Below are 22,425 nucleotides of genomic sequence, written 5' to 3'. Positions count from 1 at the left end.
AAGCGGTAGGTTCGACTGGATTGAATAGGTCCTCATCAAGAACGACGCGGTCCGTTATCAGGACGAAAGATGCAGTTAATCTTAATCCTAAGATTAAATCGAATCCAGACCCACTACCAGAAGACTTGAGTGACAAATCCGGTTCCGATATTCGACTCAGCGGGAGCCACCTAACTGGGGTGTAGCTTGGATCGATTCCACTTCCGACACTACCTTCACGACATCGACCAGGTCGTTCTGTGAAAGTGGGTCGATCTCTTCGCGGACCCCGTCGACGGTATAGAAGATGGACGCCGTAACCTCACGGTCGGGGTACAGCGCCCGCAGAACGTGATAGTAGACGCTGAGCTGCTTTCGATACTCAGTTTCTGCGTGTCGCCCTCGGTCGGTCTTGTAGTCGACCACCTCGACGCGCTCGGGACGGACGTGTACGAGGTCGATGATCCCCGAGATCATCACGCGAGTCCCGTCGACGTCCAGCGGGAGGTAGGCATCTTCCTCGACGAGCAGGTCGCCTGAAAGCCCGTCGAGGAACGACCGCACGTGCTGTTTATCACTCCACCCACGGTCGTCACGGTCCAGTTCGACGTCCTCCCCACGTGCGTACGCTTCCGCGAAGTCGTGGACGTCAGTGCCGAACGCCTTCCCCATCCCATCGTCGACGTCCTCGAACACGTCCTCACGCATCAGTGAGTGCGGCGAGTGTCCAACTGGTCCGTCCGGTGTCGGCACCGTGATCAGCAACTCCGTCTGTTCGGTCTCGTCGACGGTACCTGACTCAGGTTCGGTTTCCCATGGTTCGATATCGACCGGGAGTTCTTCGAGGAACGTGTTTGGATCCTCACCGCCCGAGAAAATGACGTGGCTCTCCGCTCGCGTGATCGCTACGTAGAGCAGGCGTCGCTCCTCGTCGTACTCGCGGGGCAGGCACCGGCGCAGGACGTCCGCCCGCCAGGTATCGTACACGTGAGGGAGGCCGTCGGCCTCGGCATAGCATTTCCGCTGTCGGAGTCCGACCGGGTCCTGGTACGTGATCGTCCCACCGCTCCCGCCAGACGGCGGGAACCGGCCACTGTTCATGTTCGCGAGCACGACGATTGGATGTTCGAGGCCCTTCGCCGCGTGAATCGTCTGGACCGTTACCGAATTCGCGCCCGCGTTCGCGTGGACGTCGTGGGTACTCCCGGATTCAATACCCCGCTCGATGAACCGGATGAGATCCCCGCGCGTCAGCGTTGTCGCGGTGTGCACTGACTGAATTGTGTGGAGGACGACGTCGGCCGTGGCGCCGTCGTACCCGTACCGCGAGAAGACGCGTTCGGCCACACCGCCGAGCGTCTCCAGTGCTGCCAGCTCCTCACGGAACGAATGCATGTTCTCGGGATACGCGTCGGACTCCAGGACGTGCTGAATCTCGTCGAGCGTGTACCCCGCTTCCTCGAGCACGACCGCCCACCCACGGTCGGCGTCGGATTCGAGGATACGAAGCCACGCGAGCAGTAGTTTCGCCTGCGGTGTGCGGAACAGTTCGATCCCACCTTCGTACGCCATCGGAAGGCCGTACTCCTCGGCGGTCTGCAGCAAGTCACGACCGAACTCCCGTGTCCGGGTGAGGACTGCGATGTCACGGTATTCAGGCATCCGAAGCGACCCATTGTCGTCTTCGACCCGATACGCGTGGTTGCCGACGATTTCCTGAATCTTTGCGACCACTGACTCGTGTTCCTCCGGACTCGCGATCGCTTCGATTCGCGTGTTCTCGTGCTCAGTGTTGGTAGAGAGCGAGACAATCCGGTCGCGAACGCTCTCGACATCGACGTCGTCGCTGCTCGCCGCCGGGACGAGCAACCCGTGCTCGGAGAAGTCGAGTATCTCCTGGGTCGAGCGGTAGTTCTCGACGAGTTCGACGGTGTGAATCGGCCGTGTGTCGAACGTGACGCGTTCGTGATCGGCGTTGAGTTCGTCGACGAACCGGCCGAGGCGGTCCTCGAAGGCGGTGATGTTCTCGACTTCGGCGTATTGGAACCCGTAGATACTCTGTTTCCAGTCGCCGACGACACAGAGATTGTTCGTGCCCGCGAGTAGGAGCGTCAGCTTGAATTGGATCTCGCTGGAGTCCTGGAACTCGTCGACCATCGCGTAGTCGAACGCCACCTCCTCACGGAGCGCGTGGTCCTCACAGAGCAGGACGAACGCGAACAACTGGAGGAAACCGAAGTTCGGGTAGTTCCGGCTGAGCGCGAACTGCAGGTACTCGAAGTAGACGTCGTGGACGAACTCCTTGAGCTCCTCGCGGTCGGCGTCGAATACCATCCGGGCGACGGCGTCCGGCACGTGTTTCGTCCCCTGACCGCGAATTTCGGCCTTCTCGGGGGCGTCCGGTAGGTAACACTTGTTCTTCCCGTAGCGGCTAAGCTTCGCCCGGAGCTGCGATTGCTTGCTCCCGCCGTTCTGCGGCTCGTTCACCGCGTCGAACAGTGATTTGAACGACTCGAAATCTCCATCGAGATAGCGCTCTCCGTTCCGAAACCAGCCGTCTGCCGTCGGGAACACACCCTTCGAAGCGAGTTGGGTGACGAGACCGAGAAGGTCGGTCGGGTTCGAGACAATGCGGAAGACGTCGTCGTACTCGGGGTGGTCGTCGCTGAATCGGTCGATGAACTCGCCGAACAGCGCCTCCTCGACGAGATCGTCCTCGACGATGCGCGTCGACCCCGTAATGCGGTCTTCGATCCCGAGATGCGTCGGCGCGTCATATCCGTGCTCCTGGAGGAGATCGTGACAGAGCGAGTGGAACGTCTGGATCGGCGCGTCAGCGAGATCCCGCATCCCGTACTCACAGTGACCGACGATTCGGTCCTTCATCTCCGTCGCGGCGTTGTTCGTGAACGTCACCAAGAGCACGTCCTCGGGGGCGACGTCGTCCCGGTCGACGATATTCGCATAGCGGCGCGTGATGGTGAACGTCTTTCCCGTGCCCGCGCCGGCGTCGACGAGGTACAGACCATCAGTACTGTCGATCAGTTCCTGCTGTTGGGGGTTCGGCTCAGTCATGGTTGATGAGGAGGTCGCGGTTGTCCACGCGGCGGTAGTTCGGTTCGCCGGCAAGCCCGTTCACGGGGAAGCGTTCCTCACCGGCGCGGCGACGGTTCAGTTCGGCGATGCGCTCGGTGACGAACCCTTCGAAGGCGTCGAGGTCCTCTTCGAAGTAGTTGCGACTCCGAACGCGCGCCAGCTGGCGCAGTAGCTGTTTGCAACCCGATGTGACGTACTTGTACTCACCGACGCACTCCAGGAGACGGGTTTGCATCACCTGCCCGAATTCAGAGTCGATGAGTTCGTCGCTGTCACGGGTCACCGGCAGCGGTGCCCTCTCGAAGACGACTCGATAGTCATCGTACTCGATCTTCGAGAGTGTCTTCTGACAGTTGTTCGCACCGTCGTCGCGAAGCTCCTCGAACATCGCTTGCGACCGAGCGTGATCCACGAACGGCATCGGATGATACTCGATTGTCGACAGCGTGTCGTCCAGGTTCGCCTCGCCGGCGACGACGTCGTCGAGCGTTTCGAGGAAGTGGAAGAACGTGAACTGCAGGCGCTCGTCCGTACGCTCACTACGGCGGTGCGCGAGATAGAGGAGGGCTTGGAAGTTCGGCGTGTCGCTCGGCGGGTTGAGTGTGGAGTTCTTGACGACCTGGGATGCACGTTTTCGACTCCCGCTCTTGTAGTCGAACAGGTGGTTCGGCCCGTGGACGAGGTCGATCTTGCCTTTCAGCCCGAGTGCCTGGTTCTCGAACCAGCGCTCAGTGAACGGCGAGTCGACGGACCGATCGAAGTGGTCGGCGAAGAAGTTCCCTCCCCATCCGCTGTTCGGCGTCAGTAGGTCGTCGCCCTCTGGGACGCGGTCGTCGAGAAGCTGGACGATAGTTTCGAGCCCGACCTGGTACTTTGTCCGCCGGGTCGGTCGGTCGACACGCCGAACGAAGGACGCCGTCTCGTCGAGCATCACGTCCACGAGTTCTTCGATGATCTCCGGGTTGATCTGGTTGGGATGATTGACGTAGAACTCGGCGAAGTCGTGGAAGAGATTCCCCTCTTTGAAGTAGTCCTTGTCAGGGCCGTCGACGAGACGACTGAAGAGGTAGTCCCGTGGGCTGTTGACGTACGTGCTCAGGCTGGACTGACTGACGGTGTCGAGCTCGGTCGGCGTCACGGCGAGCGATTCTTTCTCGAAGCCGTCCTCGGTCGAGCCGAACGTTCGACCGTGGGTCACCGCATCGAGGTCGCTGAAGCGGTCGAAGTCGTCTTCGAGGAGGTCCTCGAAGTAGAGACACGGCGTCGCGGGTGAGCCACCGACCGTATCCTGGACGAGGTAGTACTGTTCGACGCCGTTCTGGAGGAGGAGCTGAAACTGCGACAGGTTTCGCGTGAATTCGGCATCACGATCGACCCACGGGCGACGAGGTGGGGAGTGGGTCCAAGATTCGTCGAGGCCGAGATAGAATACGACGGGGCGGTCGACGTACGCCGCGGATTTTGCATCGGCGAGTAGGACGCCGTCATGCTCGCGGTCGACGGGCACCTCATAGCTCTGGAGATAGAATTCGAGCCGATCGATTGCTCGTTCTGTAACGTCGTCGTTCGCGATGCCGAGCGCCTCGAGTTCGTCACGGAACGCGTCGAGGCTGGCCCCGCTCTGTCGTTCGTACTCGGTGAGCGCGGCAGCGAATGTGGTGTGTTCGATTTCCGCGCAGTACGTTCGAAACCACGCGAGGCTCTCGGCGTCGACATCTTGGAGCCGTTTATCGTCGTGTTCGACGTCGACGGCAATCTCGAGGCGAGAGAGAACGGACCGAATTGTCTTCACGCGCGTATCCGTCCCACGGGTGGCCGCGCGGAGGAACTGAACGAATCCGCGATGGTGTGGGTCGTCGGCGAATCCAGGGCCACCGATAAACGGGATGCCAGCTGCTTCGAGCGCGCTCTCCACGAGCGTCGAGTATTCGCTGCCACGGTCCGCGACGACCGCGACGTCCTCCGCATTCTCGGCGGTGACCACACCGAGCACGGCGTCGACGATCGCCGTACTTGATTCGAAGATGTGGAACGGGGGACGGTCGAATGCGGTATCGGCGAATGGATCGATTCTGTCGTGCTGCGCGGGGAGAATCGACCGTTCGAGGGTGGTGAGTTGCTCGTGGCCGACGACGGCGACATCTTGGGTGTCGTCGATCTGGTACTCGCCGAGTCGACGAGAGGTCGTATCGAGCGCGGAGAGTTGTTCGACAGTGGTTTCAGTCGCGACATCGGTGTACGCATCGTAATCGACAACGTCCTCGACGCGTCCCTGGTGCTCCCAGCACTGGAGGGTATTGCCGATGGCGTAGGCAGCTTGTTTCCAGTCGAGGTCAGTGGTCGTGACGAGTTCGAGGAAGGCGCTCCGATCTTCGGCGCGTTCGCGACGACCCGCTGCGAGTCGGCGTGGCGTGATAGCGAACGAACCGAGGTGGGGGCGGTCGAGACGTCGGTTCAGTCCACTGGCTAGCGGCGCGTCAGGAACGATGACGAGGTCATAATTTCTGACTTCGTCGTAGAGGGTATCTACTGGTTTCGCCCGCGTAATTGGCACGTCCGCAACAACTCAGGCATTTATGTATATAATTATCGCCAGTTGCGTGCCTCATTGCTATCACCCACAATTGGTCCACGATTGGGATGTCACGCAAGCTCTCAAGTGGGCAAAGTGAGCCTACACGATGGCCGAGTAGCGAAATGCAACTGGAAGGGGAACACCACCGCCGACCGTCTTAACCAACAGGAATAAGCCACGGAGCGACGTTTGTTGGTTAAGTTGAGTCATGTCGTATTCAGAACCAGCGATTCCATCTGAGATTTCTGGAGAACTTGCTGACTCGCTCGACGATTGTGACGCGGAAACGCTTCGATCTATCGCCAGGTATGCCGAAGCGCTTGCAGAATATCGGGAGCGAGAAGCTCGGTTAAGCGAGGCCGATGAGGAAGACACTGCTCAAGAACGTCCAGAGGATTTGCCTGAAGATGTCCCTACCAAGGCCACGCTCACCGAGAAGGAAATCAACGGGAACCGGTATTACTACTGGCAATGGCGGGAGGGCGACAAAATCAAATCTCAGTACAAAGGCCCGGTGAACCCGGAGCAGTGATTCTAACCAACAGATTGTACCGAGTCACGGGTTTGTAGGTTAACTCGTAACAGTAGAAACCGGCACTACCAGCCAGCAATCTAATCTTAAGATTAAGCTTGAGCTTAGATTTATGGTGCGGGGGGGAGTGGGGAGCAGCATGGGCGACCAATTTACCGACGCGCTGAATCAAACCGAGGAGGCGCAAGCTGGCTACGCAAAACAGCTCGGTATCAAACCCGAGCGAATCCCCTTCACGGCAGAAACACTCCCGGATGCAAGCATCGCGGTGCGCGCGAATCAAGACCTCCTTAACGAGGTTGCGAGTCATATCCTGAATCGAGCGGGGCACATCTCGATCATCGATACTCGTGGCGCTGGGAAGTCACACTTCCGCGATCTCGTGTACGGTGCGCTTTCAGATGGCCCTCGTAGCGAGGAATTTCGTGTCGCCCGAATCAGAGAAGTCGAATCAATCACCACCCGTCGATTCTACACGCGGTTGCTCGATGAATTGGGTCAGTACGATGATATCGATGTTCCCGAGACGTATCCTCATGCGACTGATGAAGTGCGGCAAGAGGTCGAAGACGTCGCCGAGCAGCTCGAGGAACAAAACATGGCGTGTATCATCCAAGTCGATCAGCTCGAGGATGCATCCCGGAATACACGGACGTTCGAACAGCTCCTGGCTGCCTTGCAGAGCGTCGGGGACTTAGGTGAGAGTGAGCCGGTGTTCATTCTCTTCATGTTCGGGACGGAACGCGCTGGAAACCGCATTGACGAACTACGTGAGACGCTGAGTTCCCGTCTCGTCGCGAAGGATCGGACGCTGGAACGATTCGACTTTTCTGAGACGGAAGAACTCATCGCTCGATGGTTGGCCTGGGCTCGCGAGGAGGAGTACGATTCCGGCTACCCGTCCGACCCGTACTCTGCGAGCGCAATTGAGACGGTCGTCGACTATAGCGATGGGACGCCACGGAACACTCGTCAGAAGTGCTATCACGCGTTCCGTGCCGGGGCGCAACAGTTCGCCGACGAAAACACGGTCGAGATCACGAGCGAAACCCTGGACACGTACCTTTAAGATTAACCTTAAGAATAAGTACGTATGAGCAGCGACAATCCGTTCGGGGAAGCCATGGACGAAGCGGCTGAAGACAAACAACAAAAGGAGCGACGAGAGCCATCTGATTTCGATCTTGAACCACACTATGACGCGCTCAATGCGGGAGTGAAAGACCACACGGTCGGGGTGTCCGTGAGCGAAGAAATGCACCAGTTCTGGCGTGAACTCCAAGATACGGAAAACATAGACGTCGATGCCGCGCAGTCCATTCGAAACCATCTCGAGAATCTCGCACATCGACATCCCGACGTATTTGAGCGAGCGATGCGGAAGCTCGAGATCGACCGGGAGATGTAATTCGACTCCCTCTTAACCAACAGTAGGCCCGATTCTATCCGAGCGTTGGTTAAGGGGGATTGAGACGATTCTCGCCAGTTCGACTGAATCTGCACAGCGATAGTTTCGGGTTAGCGCGGCTGAGGGCAGGAATACCGCTGCTGACCGCCTCTTCCAAGTATTTAAACGAACACCCCCCACGACTTCCAACCTGTGTCTGACGTACGTCAGACCTATATTTCCAACCCAACCATTCGTTCCATCCTTTAAGTCAGCAACCCCCCACCGTTTCCATCTTACGTGAAGAAAAATCGCTCGCCAGCGCTTCTAACCGTTCCATGACTTCCAAGTATATAATAGACGACACCCCACGGCTTCCAAGTTACTCAGTAAGCGTAGTCTGCTTATTTGCTTGTTCACGTAGATTATCGAGATCGCCGATTTCGCCGTCCTCTTCCTGTTCTAATGCATCAATCACGGTTTCAAGGGGAGTGTCAAGCTTGTATTTGTTCGGTCGTCCACGTCCGCGCTGATCTCGATTCACGTTCTTGAGAATCCCGTTATCGCACATTTCGAGCAGATGTTCGTGCGCTCCACGTCGAGTGAGTGGATCCCGTCCGAACTCCTCCGCCACCGACTTGTAGTACTCGTAGATGTCCCTGGTCTGAGCGGGTGTCTTCCCCTGAGCAGAGAGGTTCGTAGTCGCCAGCAAGACGTACTTCCGATGTGATGTGAGTTTGCGGATGCCTGTCGTCACCTGTTTTCGCTCGATGATATCCTCAGCGTTTCGTACATGTCGTTCCTCGATACAGTCCGTGTCCTCTGTCTCCACTGCTTCATTTTCTGCGAGTTCAGCAGCTTTCCGAAGCAGCCGAATAGCTTGGCGAGCCGAACCACGATCCCGAGATGCCAGAGCCGCAGAGAGTTCGATAACGCCGTTTTCACTCGTCCCCTCGTAAAACGCTTGCTCGGCGCGACGCGAGAGAATCGAAATGAGATCACTCTGCTCGTATGCGGGGAAGTGAAGCTCGGTTTCGCAGAGTGTATCCTTCACCCGTGCAGGGAGATCGTCTCTGAAATTGAAGTCGTTACTGATCCCGATAATACACAACTCAGCCTCAAGTTTGTGCATTGTCTGCGCCCGAGTGAGCTGATAGAGTAGTTCACTATCGCTGCCGAGTGTGTTCACCTCGTCGAGTACGAGAATGATATTCTCCGCGCCCTCGTGTAGATCGTCGAAGAGTTCCTCATAGACCTGTTCAGCAGGATAGCCTGTCTTGCTCAGCTCAGATTTGTCCAGGTTGAGCGTTGTCAGTGGATACTCGGGATTGCGTGCTTCGTTGATGAGTTCGATCGTCGACTGATAGGACGTATTTGCCGATGAACAGTTGATTTCGAGGATATCCACATCGATAGACTGGTCCTCTGCCTTGTCCCGTAGATCCGGGAGCAGAGTACGAGTTGCGACGGTCTTGCCGACACCGGAGTGACCGTAGAGAAAGATGTTGTCGAGATCCCAGCCCTTCAATAGAGGACGGAGGAGTTTCACATAGTCCTCGAGTTCCTCGTCTCGCTCTTCCAGTTTCTCGGGTTTGTGCTCGGGTTTCAGGACGCTTCGGTCCTTAATGATGTGTTCGTCCAGGAATCCATCATCGTCGAAGTAGCCCATGTAACGACCCCACACAGGATATCCTCATAAAACCACCCCTTCCAACGCTTCAACCCCACACCACCCCTTCCAACCGCCTGTTTCTTTATAAAACACACTCCCCCCACCATTTCCAACTTCTCCTTGAGAACAAGTGGACCCAGCTGCTCGTTGCTCTATAATGAGGGAAACACTTATTACATTAACAGTAAAACCAAAACCGCACTAGCGGAAAACGCGGCTAGATTAGAGGCTAGTTGTGTTTGTCGTGTTAGAATAGCTACTGTCTGGCTAGTCCTCTCTACGTTTTCCTCGGGAAGTTGGAAGTGGTGGGGAGGGAGGGGTTCTTAAAAGAAGTCGCAGTTGGAAGTAGTGGTTGGGTTCGGTAGCTCTATCCAGATTTCTCACTCGTAATCTATAGCGGGACCGGTCTCCACTTGAAATCTCGGTGTGGCTCCCGACCCATCCTGACGTGGACGCACGACTTCAACCGAAGACTCTTGTCCGATATTATCTTCTCGGTAAACGAGACTCCGAACAAGTTTCTGGAGAAACTCCTTGTCAGAGTCGAAGCCCTCGTCCCTGACGTCCAGGAAGACGGCGCCGGGCGAGACGACGCAGACTCACCTATATTGGAACGTGTGTTTCAGTCGTCCACGCTCATATTCATGTATCCGCCTTTGACGACCTCCTCGAACGGATCTCCACGAACCAGAGACTCAGCGTCTGCAACGTCGTTAAGTACAATCTCGGAGACGAACTGGGTCTGTGACGCCCAATCGACCGTGTCAGGGTTGGGGACGTAAACAAGGCGGACTACATACGGTCTGCCGCCACGGAGGAACGCCTTGCATCGACGGTACTCGTTGGTCGTGAGCCGGAAGTGGAACGGTGGCGATCGGCCGTCGACGGCTTTCACCTCGACGGGGACGAACTGGTCGATACCAAAGCCTCGTCGAGGACTCGATAATGGACCGAACGGATCGATCACGTCGAAGCCAGGGCCTTGTTCGAGCGTTACGTTGCAGAACCTGACTAGCGGATGATCTCGGAGTCGCCGTCCGTCTTCGAGATATTCACGCCAATCGACGATGGAGTCCCGTGTCAGTCCATCATTCGACAAGAGTGGCAGTAGCTCCTGTTCCCAGACTCGGTCGAGATGCCAGTCGTGATCCTCGTTCTGTTGATCATCGTGCAGCCTACGGAGCGTCGAGCGAACTGACCGAATCGTTCCGATCGGTTGGTCGTCAAGCCAGGCAGCAGTATCATCCAGAATCGCTACGAGGGTCGCGGCTTCACCCTGCTGACCCCGGCCACGATACTGAGTACTACCGCCACCACTACCACTGCCAGTCATCCGTGTTGAGGCGCTTCGCACTCCGAACTCTGTATCGAGAAGGCTCTCAGTGGAGAATTGTTGTCCACTCTCCGCAGCAGATTGTAGGTCGGCAAGTGCGCCGTCTTGGTGGTCTGCGGCGGAGACAGTTGCTTCGGCCTTCGGGAAGTCCCCTTCTAGGATATACCGGCGAAGCATAGCTCTCAGGTCTGCTGTTCCAGCAGAGAGATCCCCGGAGAGGCTATCGAGAAACGGCTTGACGACCAGCGACCGGAACCGCTCCTCAGGTGTATAGTAGAACAACAGCTCATCACCTGCGTCCTCGTTACGTAATCGTCCGGGGAGTCGGTCTACCCACTCAACACTGGTGTCCGTCGACAGGGTGCGAAGGCGAGACTGCCACACATCTACGTCTTGGAGTTCCGTGGTCTCTGTCCGGTCCCAGACGTTCATCACCGCGAGCACACGGACGTAAGCAGACGGAACAGACTGCGGGAAACACGCTGCCGCGTCGAGTGCCCTTGCATTCTTCGCCAGCCAATCTATCACGAGCAGCTCGTCGTCGCTATCGGACACTGCAATCACCTCACGCCACGGTCGCCGGTCCTCCCCGAACAGACGATCCAGAACGAATCTGAGTTCGTCGGGAAGGCTCTCTCGAATATCGCTGACGAACGTTGCCTGGGGCGACGCGTCTTCGAGACCTGTGGCAGTGGCTTCGTTACCACACAAGGCGCGCTCGAAGTCCTGGACAGCGTTATCGCCATTGCGCTCGACCGCCTCGACCACTTCATCGACTGCCGGAGTGATTACACCATCAAATCGATCAGCCAGGGAGACGAGTGCGTTGAGTCGCTGACGGAGATCGCGTCGCCGCCTCGTCCCGAGAATCCGTGCGACATCATCGACGGGGAAGGTTCGTCGCTGCCAGCGCTTGGTGAGTTCTCCCGTCGAGAGATCACTGTCGAGTGCCTCTCGGAACGTCGCGATTGGCGTCGGTTGTTCGGCAAGGAGAGAGAACGCTTTCGCGAGACCGTCGAGTGTGAGCTCATCTTCGTAGGCTGCTGAATTAAAGACGAAGGCTTCCTCACCCTCTCGGGGCGCATAGAGACCAGATTTCGGGGCGTCGAAATCGTCCTCGATCACCTCTGGGAAGCGTTCAGCAACGCGGAGGTTCGCAATTGCGGCATCTAGCTCGTCCGCGAACTCACGGATACGATCCTCACTCGTCTGTTCGAGTGATGCGACGAGCAGGACCGTCCGGTCACGGAGTTCCGTACGGAAATCGGCGAGCGACTCGTCTGTGAACGTCAGATCGTCGGAATCGAAGATGGGCTTCGATGCGTCGACACGATCAACCCCGAGGGCGTCGGCGAGTCGGGTAAACGGGCCTGATGCGGTTCGTGCAAGCAGCCAGTGATTACTTTGTTCGACGGCGCGGCGTTCCCACGGCTTCGGTGACTGGTCCTCGTAGTAGCGCCCTTCGTCGGCGTTTTCTGCAAGCCACTCCAGTGACGCAACCTGCCACTCTCCTCCACGCTGAATCGGGAGGTGGGAGAGGAACGGCAAGTCGACATCTGCCTCCGTTGCCTCCTCTGCAGGCAGCTGACGAAGAATGGGGCCAAGGAGTGCCGTGTATGCTGCATTCCAGTCATTCTCTCGTTCATCGGGAATGTCCAGTGGAACCGGTTTATCGATGAGGTCGTCTCCTGTGAGTACGTCGAGGACTCGCTGGAGGTGCCAAGCAGCTTCGGTTGCATCGAACGACTCGACGGATGTGACCCCCAGCGTGTGAAGCAGCTCGTCAGAGATATCGAGTTCATCGGGGTCGACGTGGGGAAAGAGTCGCCAAGCCTGATGTCCACGTGACCCCGTTTTGACGACTGTGTAGGCGAACCGTGCGTCGTCATCTCCCCAGCGTTCCTGGAGAGCAGGGTTAACCGTCACAACCGAATCCCAGACTGCCAGCTGGCGGAACTGCCAGTTCAGGAGCGTCGGGACCGACTTCGACCACCCGTAGCCGTCCCGCTGGTGGCCGTGTGAGCAGGTCCATCCGGTCTCGAGTATCGACGTGGTGAATTCATCCTCGTACCGTCGAAGCAGTTCGAGGAGGTTCTCTCCGCCGAGATGAAGGAGTGCGTCGAGGTCGTCCACCCATATCCACGTCGCGAGGAAGACGTCTTTGAGAACACCGTCCGTTTTGACGTTACACTTGCTCGAGTGCTCGGCGGTCGTCTGCGGATGTCGCCCTGGAGCCGTGAGCCACTGCTGATAGGTATCGCCGGACTCTGCAAGGGCTCGTTGGAGTGCTGCAGCACTGTCTGGGAAGCCCTCTCCAGCTGTGAAGTCGTCGGATGACCATTCGGCAGGATTCCACGACGCGTCGCCCCGAGTCCGTGGGTGACCGGAACCATACATCCACACTGTCCGGACGCCCGTAAGAACCGAGACACCGAACAGCGAGAGTGTCTTTGCAATTCGCTCGTGAGCGTTATCAGCCTGTAGTGCACCGGCGATAGGTATCCACGCCTCTTCCGTCGGCGCAGGCCACGTCGTGCTGGCATTACCGTCGAACGTGCCCCAGTCGTCGATCGCATCATCTTCGTGCGCTCGCCCACGGAGACGCTGCCAATCGTCGCCAAGTATCGTCTCACCGATGTCGTGCGTTCCACCGTCTCGTGGGAGAGTGAGGTGGTTATTCCGGAGGTTAAGACGCCGACGGAGATTCTGACGCTGGTCACCGTCCGATCGTGCGACTGCAGACTGTACGTAATCAGTCGGGACAAACGACCCCTCGTCGGTCTGGAGGTCCGGCGATTCCCTCCCGAGTTTGTCGACCTGTTTCGCGAGAAAGTGGAAGTCCAACGCTTTCACGCGCGCCGGTTCGTCCGTCGCGAACGTATCGAGAAGTTCTCGGAAGTAACTCGGTGTGCCATCGTAGACGCGGACCCCCCATGGTCGTCCGGCCAGTTCGAGAACGCGACGGGCACGCTCGTTCTGTTCAATCGCACGATCGAGGAAGTACAGTTGAAAACTCGACTTCTCGCGCGGAACTTCGGGTGGTTCGATGTCGCGATCGGGCGAGTTTATATCCCAGATAACCGACCGTGTACGACTGGTTCCACGCTCGTTGGGATTGGGCCCCGACCGTGCTTCGATGGGAACGAGAAGGACTGTATCCGCCGAACTGTCATCAGTGATAGCCTCTTCGGAGTCTTCATCGACTGCCTTCTCATCACTCGTACGTCGGCAGGGGAGAAGGTACACCCCTTCGAGATGTGAGGAGATCGCGTCGAGCGTCGATGACAGCTCATCGTCGTCCGTACCGGACCGGAGTATCGTCTCGACGGTGCCAAGAAACAGTGACCGGGCCGTTTCGACGTCACAAACGAGGTGTGTCTCGTCGTCGTTCAGCGTCCGTTGGTCGAGGTGATTCCCGAGAATAGCCGCCCACGAGCGAGCCACTTGAGTGGAGAACTGTTCCGCGTCGTCGACTGAGAGCAACGACTCTATTCGGGCCTCCCACGCATTCGGAAAGGAGCGACATCCTTCGAGGGTCTCCTGCGTCGGGAAGTGGCGGTCGACGACAGCGTCGGTGACGGTCGCATCCAGCGACTTGGTCACGTCGTAGAGTGCGAGGAATCCGTCACGGACCGTTACGTCCCAGTGGAGGAGGGCCTCCTCGGGTCCAACAGGTGTTCGTCCGCCGTCTGCGTCACCGACGGTGGGAACACACGCACGCTCTCGGAGTTCTTCGTAGATCGCAGCACGGAACCACGTGAGTAAACTTGCCTGCGAACTCGGGTCGTCCTGGTGACGCGTCGGTGGCGGGGGCAGGAGAATCCACGGGTACTGATCGCCGAAATCACTCCCCGCTGCCGCCTCGGCAACGCGGGCCACGAGTTCGACGCCACGTTCGAGGACTACGCGGTTATCAGCGAGGCTGTTGAGACTGAGATCCTTCCGGTTCGTCTCGACCGTGAAGTGGCCATGGAGACAGAAGGGGAGTGAGACGTCCCGTGTATTCTCGATCGGGTAGTAGAGGTACAACGGATACTCTTGCGGCCGGTCACGGTGTGACGCCGTTCGCGGAACGAGCAGTTGTGTGGCGGCGTCGACGTCGTCGAACCCGAACTGGTCGAACCGCTCGTCCCAGGACGATTCGTCCGTTCCCTCCACCGCTACCGTAACGGTCTGGTGGTGAACCGTCTCATTGTCGAGTGACCCTGAGCTACGGTCGATGTCCCAGCTTTCCCGAACCGGTTCCTCCGTTCCGTCGACGCGTTCGAGGAGCAGCGTCTCAATTCCGCCGAACTGGACGAGCGTCTCGGGCGTCAGTCCCTCATCGTCGGCCCCTTTCGAAAGATACGACCAGAGCCGTTCAGCCCGATCAGCGGCATCTCTGTCAGCAGATTCCGGTTGCGGTACGTCGAAGTCGTCGAGGATGTCTCGCCATTCCTCATCCTCGTACTCGACGAACACCGCAGTCCGGAACGGGTCACCGTACCACTCGTCAACGTCGCCTGTGAGGAGTGCCGAGGCTCGATCTGCAACAGGGTCGTCCGGGCCGGCTGTCGTTGTCAGTGGAACCGGGAAATCGAATAGCGGGAGTTTCCCGATATCCTCCCGAGCATCCTGGTCCAGTCGGCCGGTTCGCTGTCCGATGTTCGATTGCGCGGTGAGTGATTGAATCGTCTCGTTCGATACCGTGCCACGAAGATCGAACGCAGACGTGTCGTGACCCAACGATGAGAGTAATGCTGCGGTGACGTATGCCCGACTCAATCGGACGCGGAGGGTATCGTCTATTGCGGCATCGTGTCGCGTCCAGATCTCGAACGCGTCCCCAGTCGCAAGTATCGACTTCAGCCCGACACCCTTGTGCCCGATTTCTTGGTCAGCGTCCCCCTTCGAGGACTCGCCGATCATCGTGACGGCATCCTCGACATCGGGATCGAACAGGTCGAAGGGATGGCCCGTGTTCGCGACGAGGATCCCCTCGTCGTACACTCCGACATAGACGCGGCCACCGTCTGCTTTTCCAGGGATAGCGTCGCGAGCATTCTGGAGCAGCTCGAGGACTTCTCGTCCCTCGTGGCCGCCGGCGATCGCTCGCTCTGCGTTCCCGCTTTTTACCTTGTCACGGAGTCGTTCGGAGACGGTCCCGGAGGGCGTTGTCGCAGAAAAATCTTCGAGGAAATGGTCCCAACGGTCGCTCCACCGTTCGAAGAGTTCATCTTCGGAAAGGCGGTCAACGACCGTAGACTGACTTGCCATACTCTCTTAGATGACAAATCCGCATTTAAATTCCAGGGAGACATTCTACGCCCTACGCTAGTGTGTCGAGCGGGAATTCCGGATTCGGTTTATTTGTCGTACCTTGCTTGTGCATCTACTCTGAGTACTAACGCTCGGAACTCTGGATTCGTTGAGGCGTTGATGTCGTCGCGATACTGGTAGTCTGACCACTCCGCGACGTACTGCCCGGCCAAATTGATGGGTGCTTCCTCGCCGCTCTTTGTCATCCAGTCTCGCTGCTCTCGCCAATTCAGTGTTCCTCCCCCAAACTCTCGTCCTTCATGAATCCTGAACTCATCATAGAGGGCCTCTCCCGACGCAGTCGTCCAATAATTTGAATCGTTAGTCAGGAGAACTGCATATCCGTATCGTCCCTGGTCGGCAACGATTCGCTCTACGCGTTCTACGTCGCGAAGAAAGCGGTAATGGGCTCGGTCATGTGCGCTCTGTGTTTTCAACTCGAAGGTCTCATCAAAAACGGAATCCTCGACTCTCGATTGCTTTGTCTTGTATTTCAACTCGATTGGAATCGTGACGTCTCCTCGTCGGACGCCGATATCGATACTGACACCTGCTTCTGGATTCCACTCAAGTCGTACTCGTTCATTTCCATACATCTGGGCGAGTTCAGCGCCGAGTGCCAATTTGAGGTGGTCCTCCGAGTGATAGACCTGTCCAAGCTGGCTCAATGCCCATTCAACGTCAACCATACCTCGCTATGCAAACTCAGCAATCATAATCCTTCCTCGACACTATACACGTCGAACAGCGCGCCTCACGAAGATACTGCCTCGTATTCATGGCCGAGGTAACTCATCGACTACCGTATACGCTCGACTCACCTTGATTAGAGAAAGGCTGGATCGTCCAACGTTTCTCGGAGCGATTTGAACGCCTCACTGTCCTCTTCTTCGCTTCGTCCACCTGTGACCACTACCTTTCCACTGGAGAACACGAGGAGGACACATTGACTATCTGCTGGTCGATAGACCAACCCGGGGAACTGCTCCGGTTCGTATTCGGTTTCCTCTAATCCCAACGCTATCGTCAGCGCATTGAGGTTGATCTCGCGTTCGAGATTGCCGACACTGACAACGTTCTTCACCTCAAGAGATGGGTCATCGACGCTGATTCCCAAGTTGGAGATGAAGTCGAGAAAGCGAGCATTCACATCATGCATCGTTTCGAATTCATCGCCGCCGCGGAGGATGTACTTCCCCGAGGTATAGAGGATGATTAGCTCTCCGTCTTCCACAAACCGAAAGAAGGCAGCGTTATATTCCGGGTCGAAATTGGCAACGGGTAGTTCGGCGTCGTCGACCACCTGTTCGATATCTACTTCGACCCCGAGAGTACCCAACGCAGCTATGTTGACGACGTCGACCTCGGAGTCACTCATAAGTTGATGTACCCCACTAATTCAGAGCAAGACTTGAACCTTGATACCTAGACTCTCTACCGTGAAAACTCAAACGGATGTCGTATTGTTATCCCCGTGCAGTCGTACAACAACGAGAACTAAGTAGTTCCATTTGGTTCACCGACACATGGACTCTACATCTGGTGACGGCGACAGGCGGGTCCTGTCTCTGTCGCGTCACTTCTCTAAACAGGAGGTAACCATGGATTTGACGCGGTGCGGTCTTCTTGTTACCCGAGCCGAGGAACTTGCTCAACTCTATGGCGAACACGGAAACTGGAACGATGTGAAAGGAGTATGGATTGATGAACGACGCTCTGGGCGCAGTACAAAAGATAGCTCACAAGACATCTTTCGAGTACTCACTTCGCGTTTGAAAAACGCCCCTGCAACTCTCCCGAACGCGAGTGACCTTCCGAGTATACTTGACGACTGTGCGACGTCACGCGACAAAGCACAAGTTCTCTCCCTCTATCTTATCGTAGACGACCCTCTCGTTCGCTACGCGATCCACGAGTATATTGGTCGATTGGAGGCCGGATACGAAACCCCCTTTGACTTCTCAAACGAGACACTCAAAAAAATCCTTAATCGACTTGAGTATGCAGATGGCTCTACATTTGACTACGCCGAGTCGACCACCGAGCGTTGGTGCGAAGGGTTCAGATCGGTGTTGCGAGAAATTGGTGTTCTGGAAAATCAGCAGGCCATCGTCGGCACACCACCGTCAATAGGCGATATTCCTCTACTTGTCGCCATGGGATACTCCTATGATGATAGCAATGACGACTGGATTGAGGCTCCGAGAGGGCTTCTGTATCTGTTGCAGCCGGAGAATCGCTGGGAAGAACTCTTCGACCGTGTCGCTGCGACCAACGCATGGGAGTTCGTAAATCTTCATGGCGACCTCCGTCTCCAGCCGATCAGTAATCCGTATTCTTGGGTCACCAACGGGGGTACTGAGTGATGGTTGATTCATCGTGGTTCCCGAATCTTGACGCTGACTTCGAAGAGTCGGTACGGATTGACCGAGAGGAGAGTGACCACCGCAGTAGAGCAATCGAATCGTACCACGTAACAACTGATTCACAGCGCTTTATCGAGGACTTCGTCGACCGTCTACTTGGCCAAACAGACGATATGCGGACCGGCTCTAATTACTGGCTCTACGGTTACTACGGCAGTGGGAAGAGCCACTTATTAACCGTTCTCGACGGACTCATGGATACGACGTGGCTCCAGAGTCGCCATGGTGACGTATGGGAAAACCTCATTCCAAATAGCGATGAGGGCGATGAGACTGATATCGATCTACTACAGAATCGCTGGGAGAGAGTTCACAACGACCATCACGTCATTCCTATCTCAGTCAATCTCCTAAAATATCAAGGTCAAAAGCAGCGTAGCTTCAGCGAAATCGTCCTCAGACACGCTCATCAGAGCGTAGGGCTCTCCGGAATCGACGACAACATCTCGACGGGGCTATCGTCCCAACTCGATGTTGCGTATTTCGAAGATTGGTATCAGACAACCGAAGAATGGCCGGAACGGCAACAGCGTGCAGCGGCCGCACTCGAGAATATCACGCGAGAATCACCCAATTATGAGTGGCGAACCGACGAACTCTGGTCTAACATACAGCAATATGGGGCTTTGGCTGACGTCGTTCTTCCCGTGCTTTTTGAGGAAGTAACCGGTACTCGTGATGGCTATACCGACCTCCAACCGTCGGACATCGACCCAGAGGAAGTCGTCAATCGTCTCGAAGAACTACGTGCTTCACGCGAAGAGGAACTCGGAGAATCAGTCAAGCTCGTGCTGCTGCTTGACGAGGTAAGTCTATTCATTGGGACCGATTTCGAGCGGCTCACCGAGCTCCAGACGCTCGCGGAAAACGTCGACGATATCGGTGACGGAGATATCCAATTAGTCGCGACTGCACAGGCGAAGATCGAAGACGTCCAACCGAAGTTCGCGGCTCATGGAGCCGACTTCAGCATCGTCAAAGACCGCTTCCCACATCGATACCAACTCCCAAGTAAGCACGTCGGAGACATCGCCAAGCAGAGACTCTTTCAAAAGTCCGATGACGGTGGAAACGCCGTCCAGAGTATTCTCGACAATGCAGATGTAAAACCAACCGAATCCCTCGTCTATAACGAGATCAAGCAGAACACTAAACCTGCCCTTGACGATATCGACGTTCAGGAACTGATTGAGTTCTACCCATTCCTTCCGTATCACGCACCCCTCTTCCTAGAAATCCTGTTTAATCTGCGACAAGAGGCGACCGACCCAGCGAAATCCATCTTCTCCGGAACTGCACGCGCGATCCTTGCTCTCATGCATGGCCTACTTGAGACGTGGATTGAGGAAGGAGAGGAGGACCAACTCATCTCACTCGTCGACTTCTACGAATTGGTCAAGCCAGAACTTCGAGATATTCTGACTCAGGACATGCGCGTTATTGAGGGGTCAGAAGCGACTCGCGGAATTGCAGATGAGGTTGAGGACGGCAACCTCGACGAATTCGATCTCGATGTGGCGAAAGCCGTCCTCCTACTGCAACACGTCCACAACATTGTCCCGCTCAACGAGGGGAATATTGCGGTAGCGGTGATGTCCGACCTGAACGGTCGTTCCTGGATTAGCACTACCAATCGTGTCGAAGAGTCACTGGACCGACTCAAGAAGTTCATTCGTCCGACGCAGGACGAGAGTGGTTCTCGATACCGGTTCGCGACTCAAGAAGAACGTACGATCTATAATGATGCCGAGGAAAACGAGGCTAATCCAGACTGGGACGATATTCTCGATACCTTAGACGATCATCTCTGGGAGCGTATCACGCAGGACCTCTCACTCCCAGACTCTGTGCCTTACGGTGAGTCTGGTGAGGAATACCCGGTCTCCTACGGGTTCGGGGTTGATGACAGTGACTTCGGGACAACTGTCAAAACGGAGGGCGGGTTGGACGTCACTGTTGCAGTTCAGGGACTTCGCCCCAACATCACTACCGAAACACCAGAGGGCGATACGCTCTATTGGTCGATTGATACCGACGGGCTTCAAGACCTGCGTACACGGCTCATTGAATGGTGGGCACTTCGCGATGCTATCGCGACACACGACGCGCCACCAGCCGTCGATCGTGATCTTGAGCAACGAGCGAATACGGTCCGAAGTAAACTGGTCAGCGCGATGATGAGTGGTTCCTACACCGTGAAGGACCGGACGGACATCGGCGGACTCTCGAAGGCAGTCAAGATCGCGGTCGACGTGTCCTATCCTGATGACTTCCACCCGATGATGCTCCAGGTCAACGAAGACCGGCTACGGGAATTGGGTCGACTGAGCGGTGACGAGCCTCTCCCAGCGTGGGCACAGACGATTCAGGTTCCGTCGTCGGATCAGGTGACGGGTCAGGGGAAGCAGACAATTCAGCGTAACGTTATGGCTCTCACCGGTCGACAATTGAAGGATAGAGATGAGGGGCTTAACATGAACACCGTCCTTGATGGCATCATCGAGCAGAAGCAGTTCTATGGTGAAGCTCGTCCCGCACTCTGTGCGATAATTTGGGGATTCTGCCGCGAAGGGCGTCTGCTCCCAGTGGACGAAGATGGGAACACCTTGGAGAATGCTGCAGTTCTTGATCTCGACGGATTGTCCACGACACGGTTAAAACTGCTTCCGCGGAAGCCACTCGGGAAGATCCTTGAGGACGGGAACTTCAAGGAGACGATAGAGACCGTCGCGGATGGCCTCATTAACCTTCAAAAAACAAATCAGCGCTTACAGTCGAAGGTTTCCGGGCTTCGAGAAGACGTCGAACTGGTGGTCGACACCGATATTCACAATAACGAGGTTTCGGCGCTTCTCAAATCGTTCGGAAGTGAGCTGTCTGACCGGAGTGACGCAGCGATTCAACGGTTGTCCACGGTCAAGTCCCAGGAAGATGGTATCGAAGACGTAATCGAGCAAACGAACGATGCACAAGACTGGTTGGAAGAGGTTGCTGATATCTGGAACCGTCGACTCTCGTCTCTCTACCACCTTGACGCCCTACTTACGATCAGCGACGATCGATTTGAGTGGGTCGATGAGGACGTACTATCTTCGATTAAAGTGCGTTCTGAGGCTATCGCGTCCTTCGACGGTGGATGGTGGACGACTGACGGCTGGAGCAACTTCAGGGAGCAACTCGGTTCCGACCTTACGTCGGAACTAGAGCGATCATGGAACGCATTTATCAATGAACATGAGATGCACGATTTTGTCGAGCGTATCGACGATCACCCGTGGGTCGTCCCGGCGACCGACCTCCCTGCAGGTGTCCACGTGACGTTCGAGCGCGAGTTCATCACACCAATGCGCGAACTTCGGCGGTGGTATCAGACGATCGACGATGCGATTGTGACTCTCTCAGAAGATAGTTCTGTTGGGGAGCTCGTCGACGCTGGCGACGCAGTAGCAGAACTCGAACCGCTTGCTGACTACGTGGACTCCGAGGTCACGGAGCTAGAGTCCCGTCTCAATCGACTCTCGTCTATCGTCGGCGACCGTCCACCAGGAGAAATCGATCAGATCGGCATCGTTCCCGACGACCGCCAGAAATTGGACCGTCGGATTCAGGGGCTCGTCGAAACAGAAGAGCTTGAAATCGAGGAAACGGATGCAGGGGTGATTGTTCGATGACTAACGAAACCACGTCGCCGTATCGTGGGTTCAAGGAGAAAATCTGCACGTTCGCGCGGGGGCAGCACGGAATACGAAACCCGTTCGTCATCGCTGCCGTCGACCCCGAAGTCGAGCATCACACCGCAGACCGCCTAGAGTCGTGGGCGACTGGGACGGATGAAGTACCAGCAATCCCGAGTGACGTGAGCGTCCAGCCTATCTGGCTCGACGAACTATTGCCACAGACCGACGTGTACAAGCTGCTGGTAGATCTCGGTGAACCGCTATCCGACCTCGGCGACGAGATTTCTGCGGGAGAACGAATCGAGGGAACGATGCAGGACAGTCTCGCCGAAGAACTCGTACAGGAGATGGTGGAGCACGAGATCGACGAGGACGACTTAGAGACTCAGCGCCACATCGTCTTACTCCTCCATCTGGGTAGTCTGTATCCGTTCACGCGCGCGTCTGAAC

Annotated in this window: 12 protein-coding genes and 1 pseudogene; 6 read left to right on the top strand and 7 right to left on the bottom strand. The window is 56.6% G+C overall.

Annotated features, from left to right (window positions below; genetic code table 11):
• Positions 1-156: 156 nt before the first annotated feature.
• Positions 157-3,054: a UvrD-helicase domain-containing protein gene (locus C487_RS02870; RefSeq protein ID WP_006184172.1), complete on the bottom strand. Its 2,898-nt coding sequence runs from the start codon at positions 3,052-3,054 to the stop codon at positions 157-159.
• Positions 3,047-5,629 (bottom strand): PD-(D/E)XK nuclease family protein, encoded by a 2,583-nt coding sequence (locus C487_RS02865; RefSeq protein WP_006184171.1) that lies wholly within the window; start codon positions 5,627-5,629, stop codon positions 3,047-3,049. The genes C487_RS02870 and C487_RS02865 overlap by 8 nt, the downstream gene beginning before the upstream one ends.
• A 229-nt stretch (positions 5,630-5,858) precedes the next feature.
• Here C487_RS02865 and C487_RS02860 point away from each other — a divergent pair, with 229 nt between their 5' ends.
• From C487_RS02860 to C487_RS02850, 3 genes are all read left to right on the top strand, one after another.
• Positions 5,859-6,182 (top strand): hypothetical protein, encoded by a 324-nt coding sequence (locus tag C487_RS02860; RefSeq protein WP_006184170.1) that lies wholly within the window; start codon positions 5,859-5,861, stop codon positions 6,180-6,182.
• 139 nt (positions 6,183-6,321) lie between these two features.
• Positions 6,322-7,251 carry a ribonuclease H family protein gene (locus C487_RS02855; protein ID WP_006184169.1) on the top strand — a complete coding sequence of 310 codons (930 nt, stop codon included), beginning with the start codon at positions 6,322-6,324 and terminating at the stop codon, positions 7,249-7,251.
• A gap of 24 nt (positions 7,252-7,275) precedes the next feature.
• Positions 7,276-7,590, top strand: coding sequence for a hypothetical protein (locus C487_RS02850; RefSeq protein ID WP_006184168.1), 315 nt, complete (start codon positions 7,276-7,278; stop codon positions 7,588-7,590).
• Between the two features lie 361 nt (positions 7,591-7,951).
• Here C487_RS02850 and C487_RS02845 read toward each other — a convergent pair whose 3' ends face one another.
• The 5 genes and pseudogenes from C487_RS02845 to C487_RS02830 form a co-directional block, all read right to left on the bottom strand.
• Positions 7,952-9,238: a Cdc6/Cdc18 family protein gene (locus tag C487_RS02845; protein WP_006184167.1), complete on the bottom strand. Its 1,287-nt coding sequence runs from the start codon at positions 9,236-9,238 to the stop codon at positions 7,952-7,954.
• A 625-nt stretch (positions 9,239-9,863) separates the two neighbouring features.
• Positions 9,864-14,603: a hypothetical protein gene (locus tag C487_RS02840; RefSeq protein WP_241431055.1), complete on the bottom strand. Its 4,740-nt coding sequence runs from the start codon at positions 14,601-14,603 to the stop codon at positions 9,864-9,866.
• Between the two features lie 789 nt (positions 14,604-15,392).
• Positions 15,393-15,830 (bottom strand): annotated as a pseudogene (locus C487_RS21950) (sacsin N-terminal ATP-binding-like domain-containing protein); the annotation flags it as partial.
• 89 nt (positions 15,831-15,919) lie between these two features.
• A complete protein-coding gene (locus tag C487_RS02835; RefSeq protein ID WP_006184165.1) occupies positions 15,920-16,561 on the bottom strand; it encodes a hypothetical protein in 642 nt (213 codons plus the stop codon).
• Between the two features lie 137 nt (positions 16,562-16,698).
• Entirely contained in the window at positions 16,699-17,250 is a 552-nt protein-coding gene (locus C487_RS02830) for a TATA-box-binding protein (protein WP_006184164.1), read from the bottom strand.
• Positions 17,251-17,473: 223 nt separating this feature from the next.
• Here C487_RS02830 and C487_RS02825 point away from each other — a divergent pair, with 223 nt between their 5' ends.
• The 3 genes from C487_RS02825 to C487_RS02815 form a co-directional block, all read left to right on the top strand.
• The gene (locus tag C487_RS02825) at positions 17,474-18,238 is read left to right on the top strand and encodes a DUF1819 family protein (RefSeq protein WP_049907842.1); all 765 of its coding nucleotides are present in this window, start codon (positions 17,474-17,476) and stop codon (positions 18,236-18,238) included.
• On the top strand, positions 18,238-21,969 hold the full coding sequence (locus C487_RS02820; protein ID WP_006184162.1) for a hypothetical protein: 3,732 nt from the start codon (positions 18,238-18,240) through the stop codon (positions 21,967-21,969). The genes C487_RS02825 and C487_RS02820 overlap by 1 nt, the downstream gene beginning before the upstream one ends.
• A partial coding sequence (locus C487_RS02815) for a hypothetical protein (protein WP_006184161.1) occupies positions 21,966-22,425 on the top strand: 460 nt, incomplete at its 3' end. The genes C487_RS02820 and C487_RS02815, both read left to right, overlap by 4 nt.

The organism is Natrinema pallidum DSM 3751 (assembly GCF_000337615.1).
Lineage (GTDB): Archaea > Halobacteriota > Halobacteria > Halobacteriales > Natrialbaceae > Natrinema > Natrinema pallidum.
Note: the sequence above shows the minus strand (reverse complement) of the source record. Positions and strands in the feature narration are given on the sequence as shown.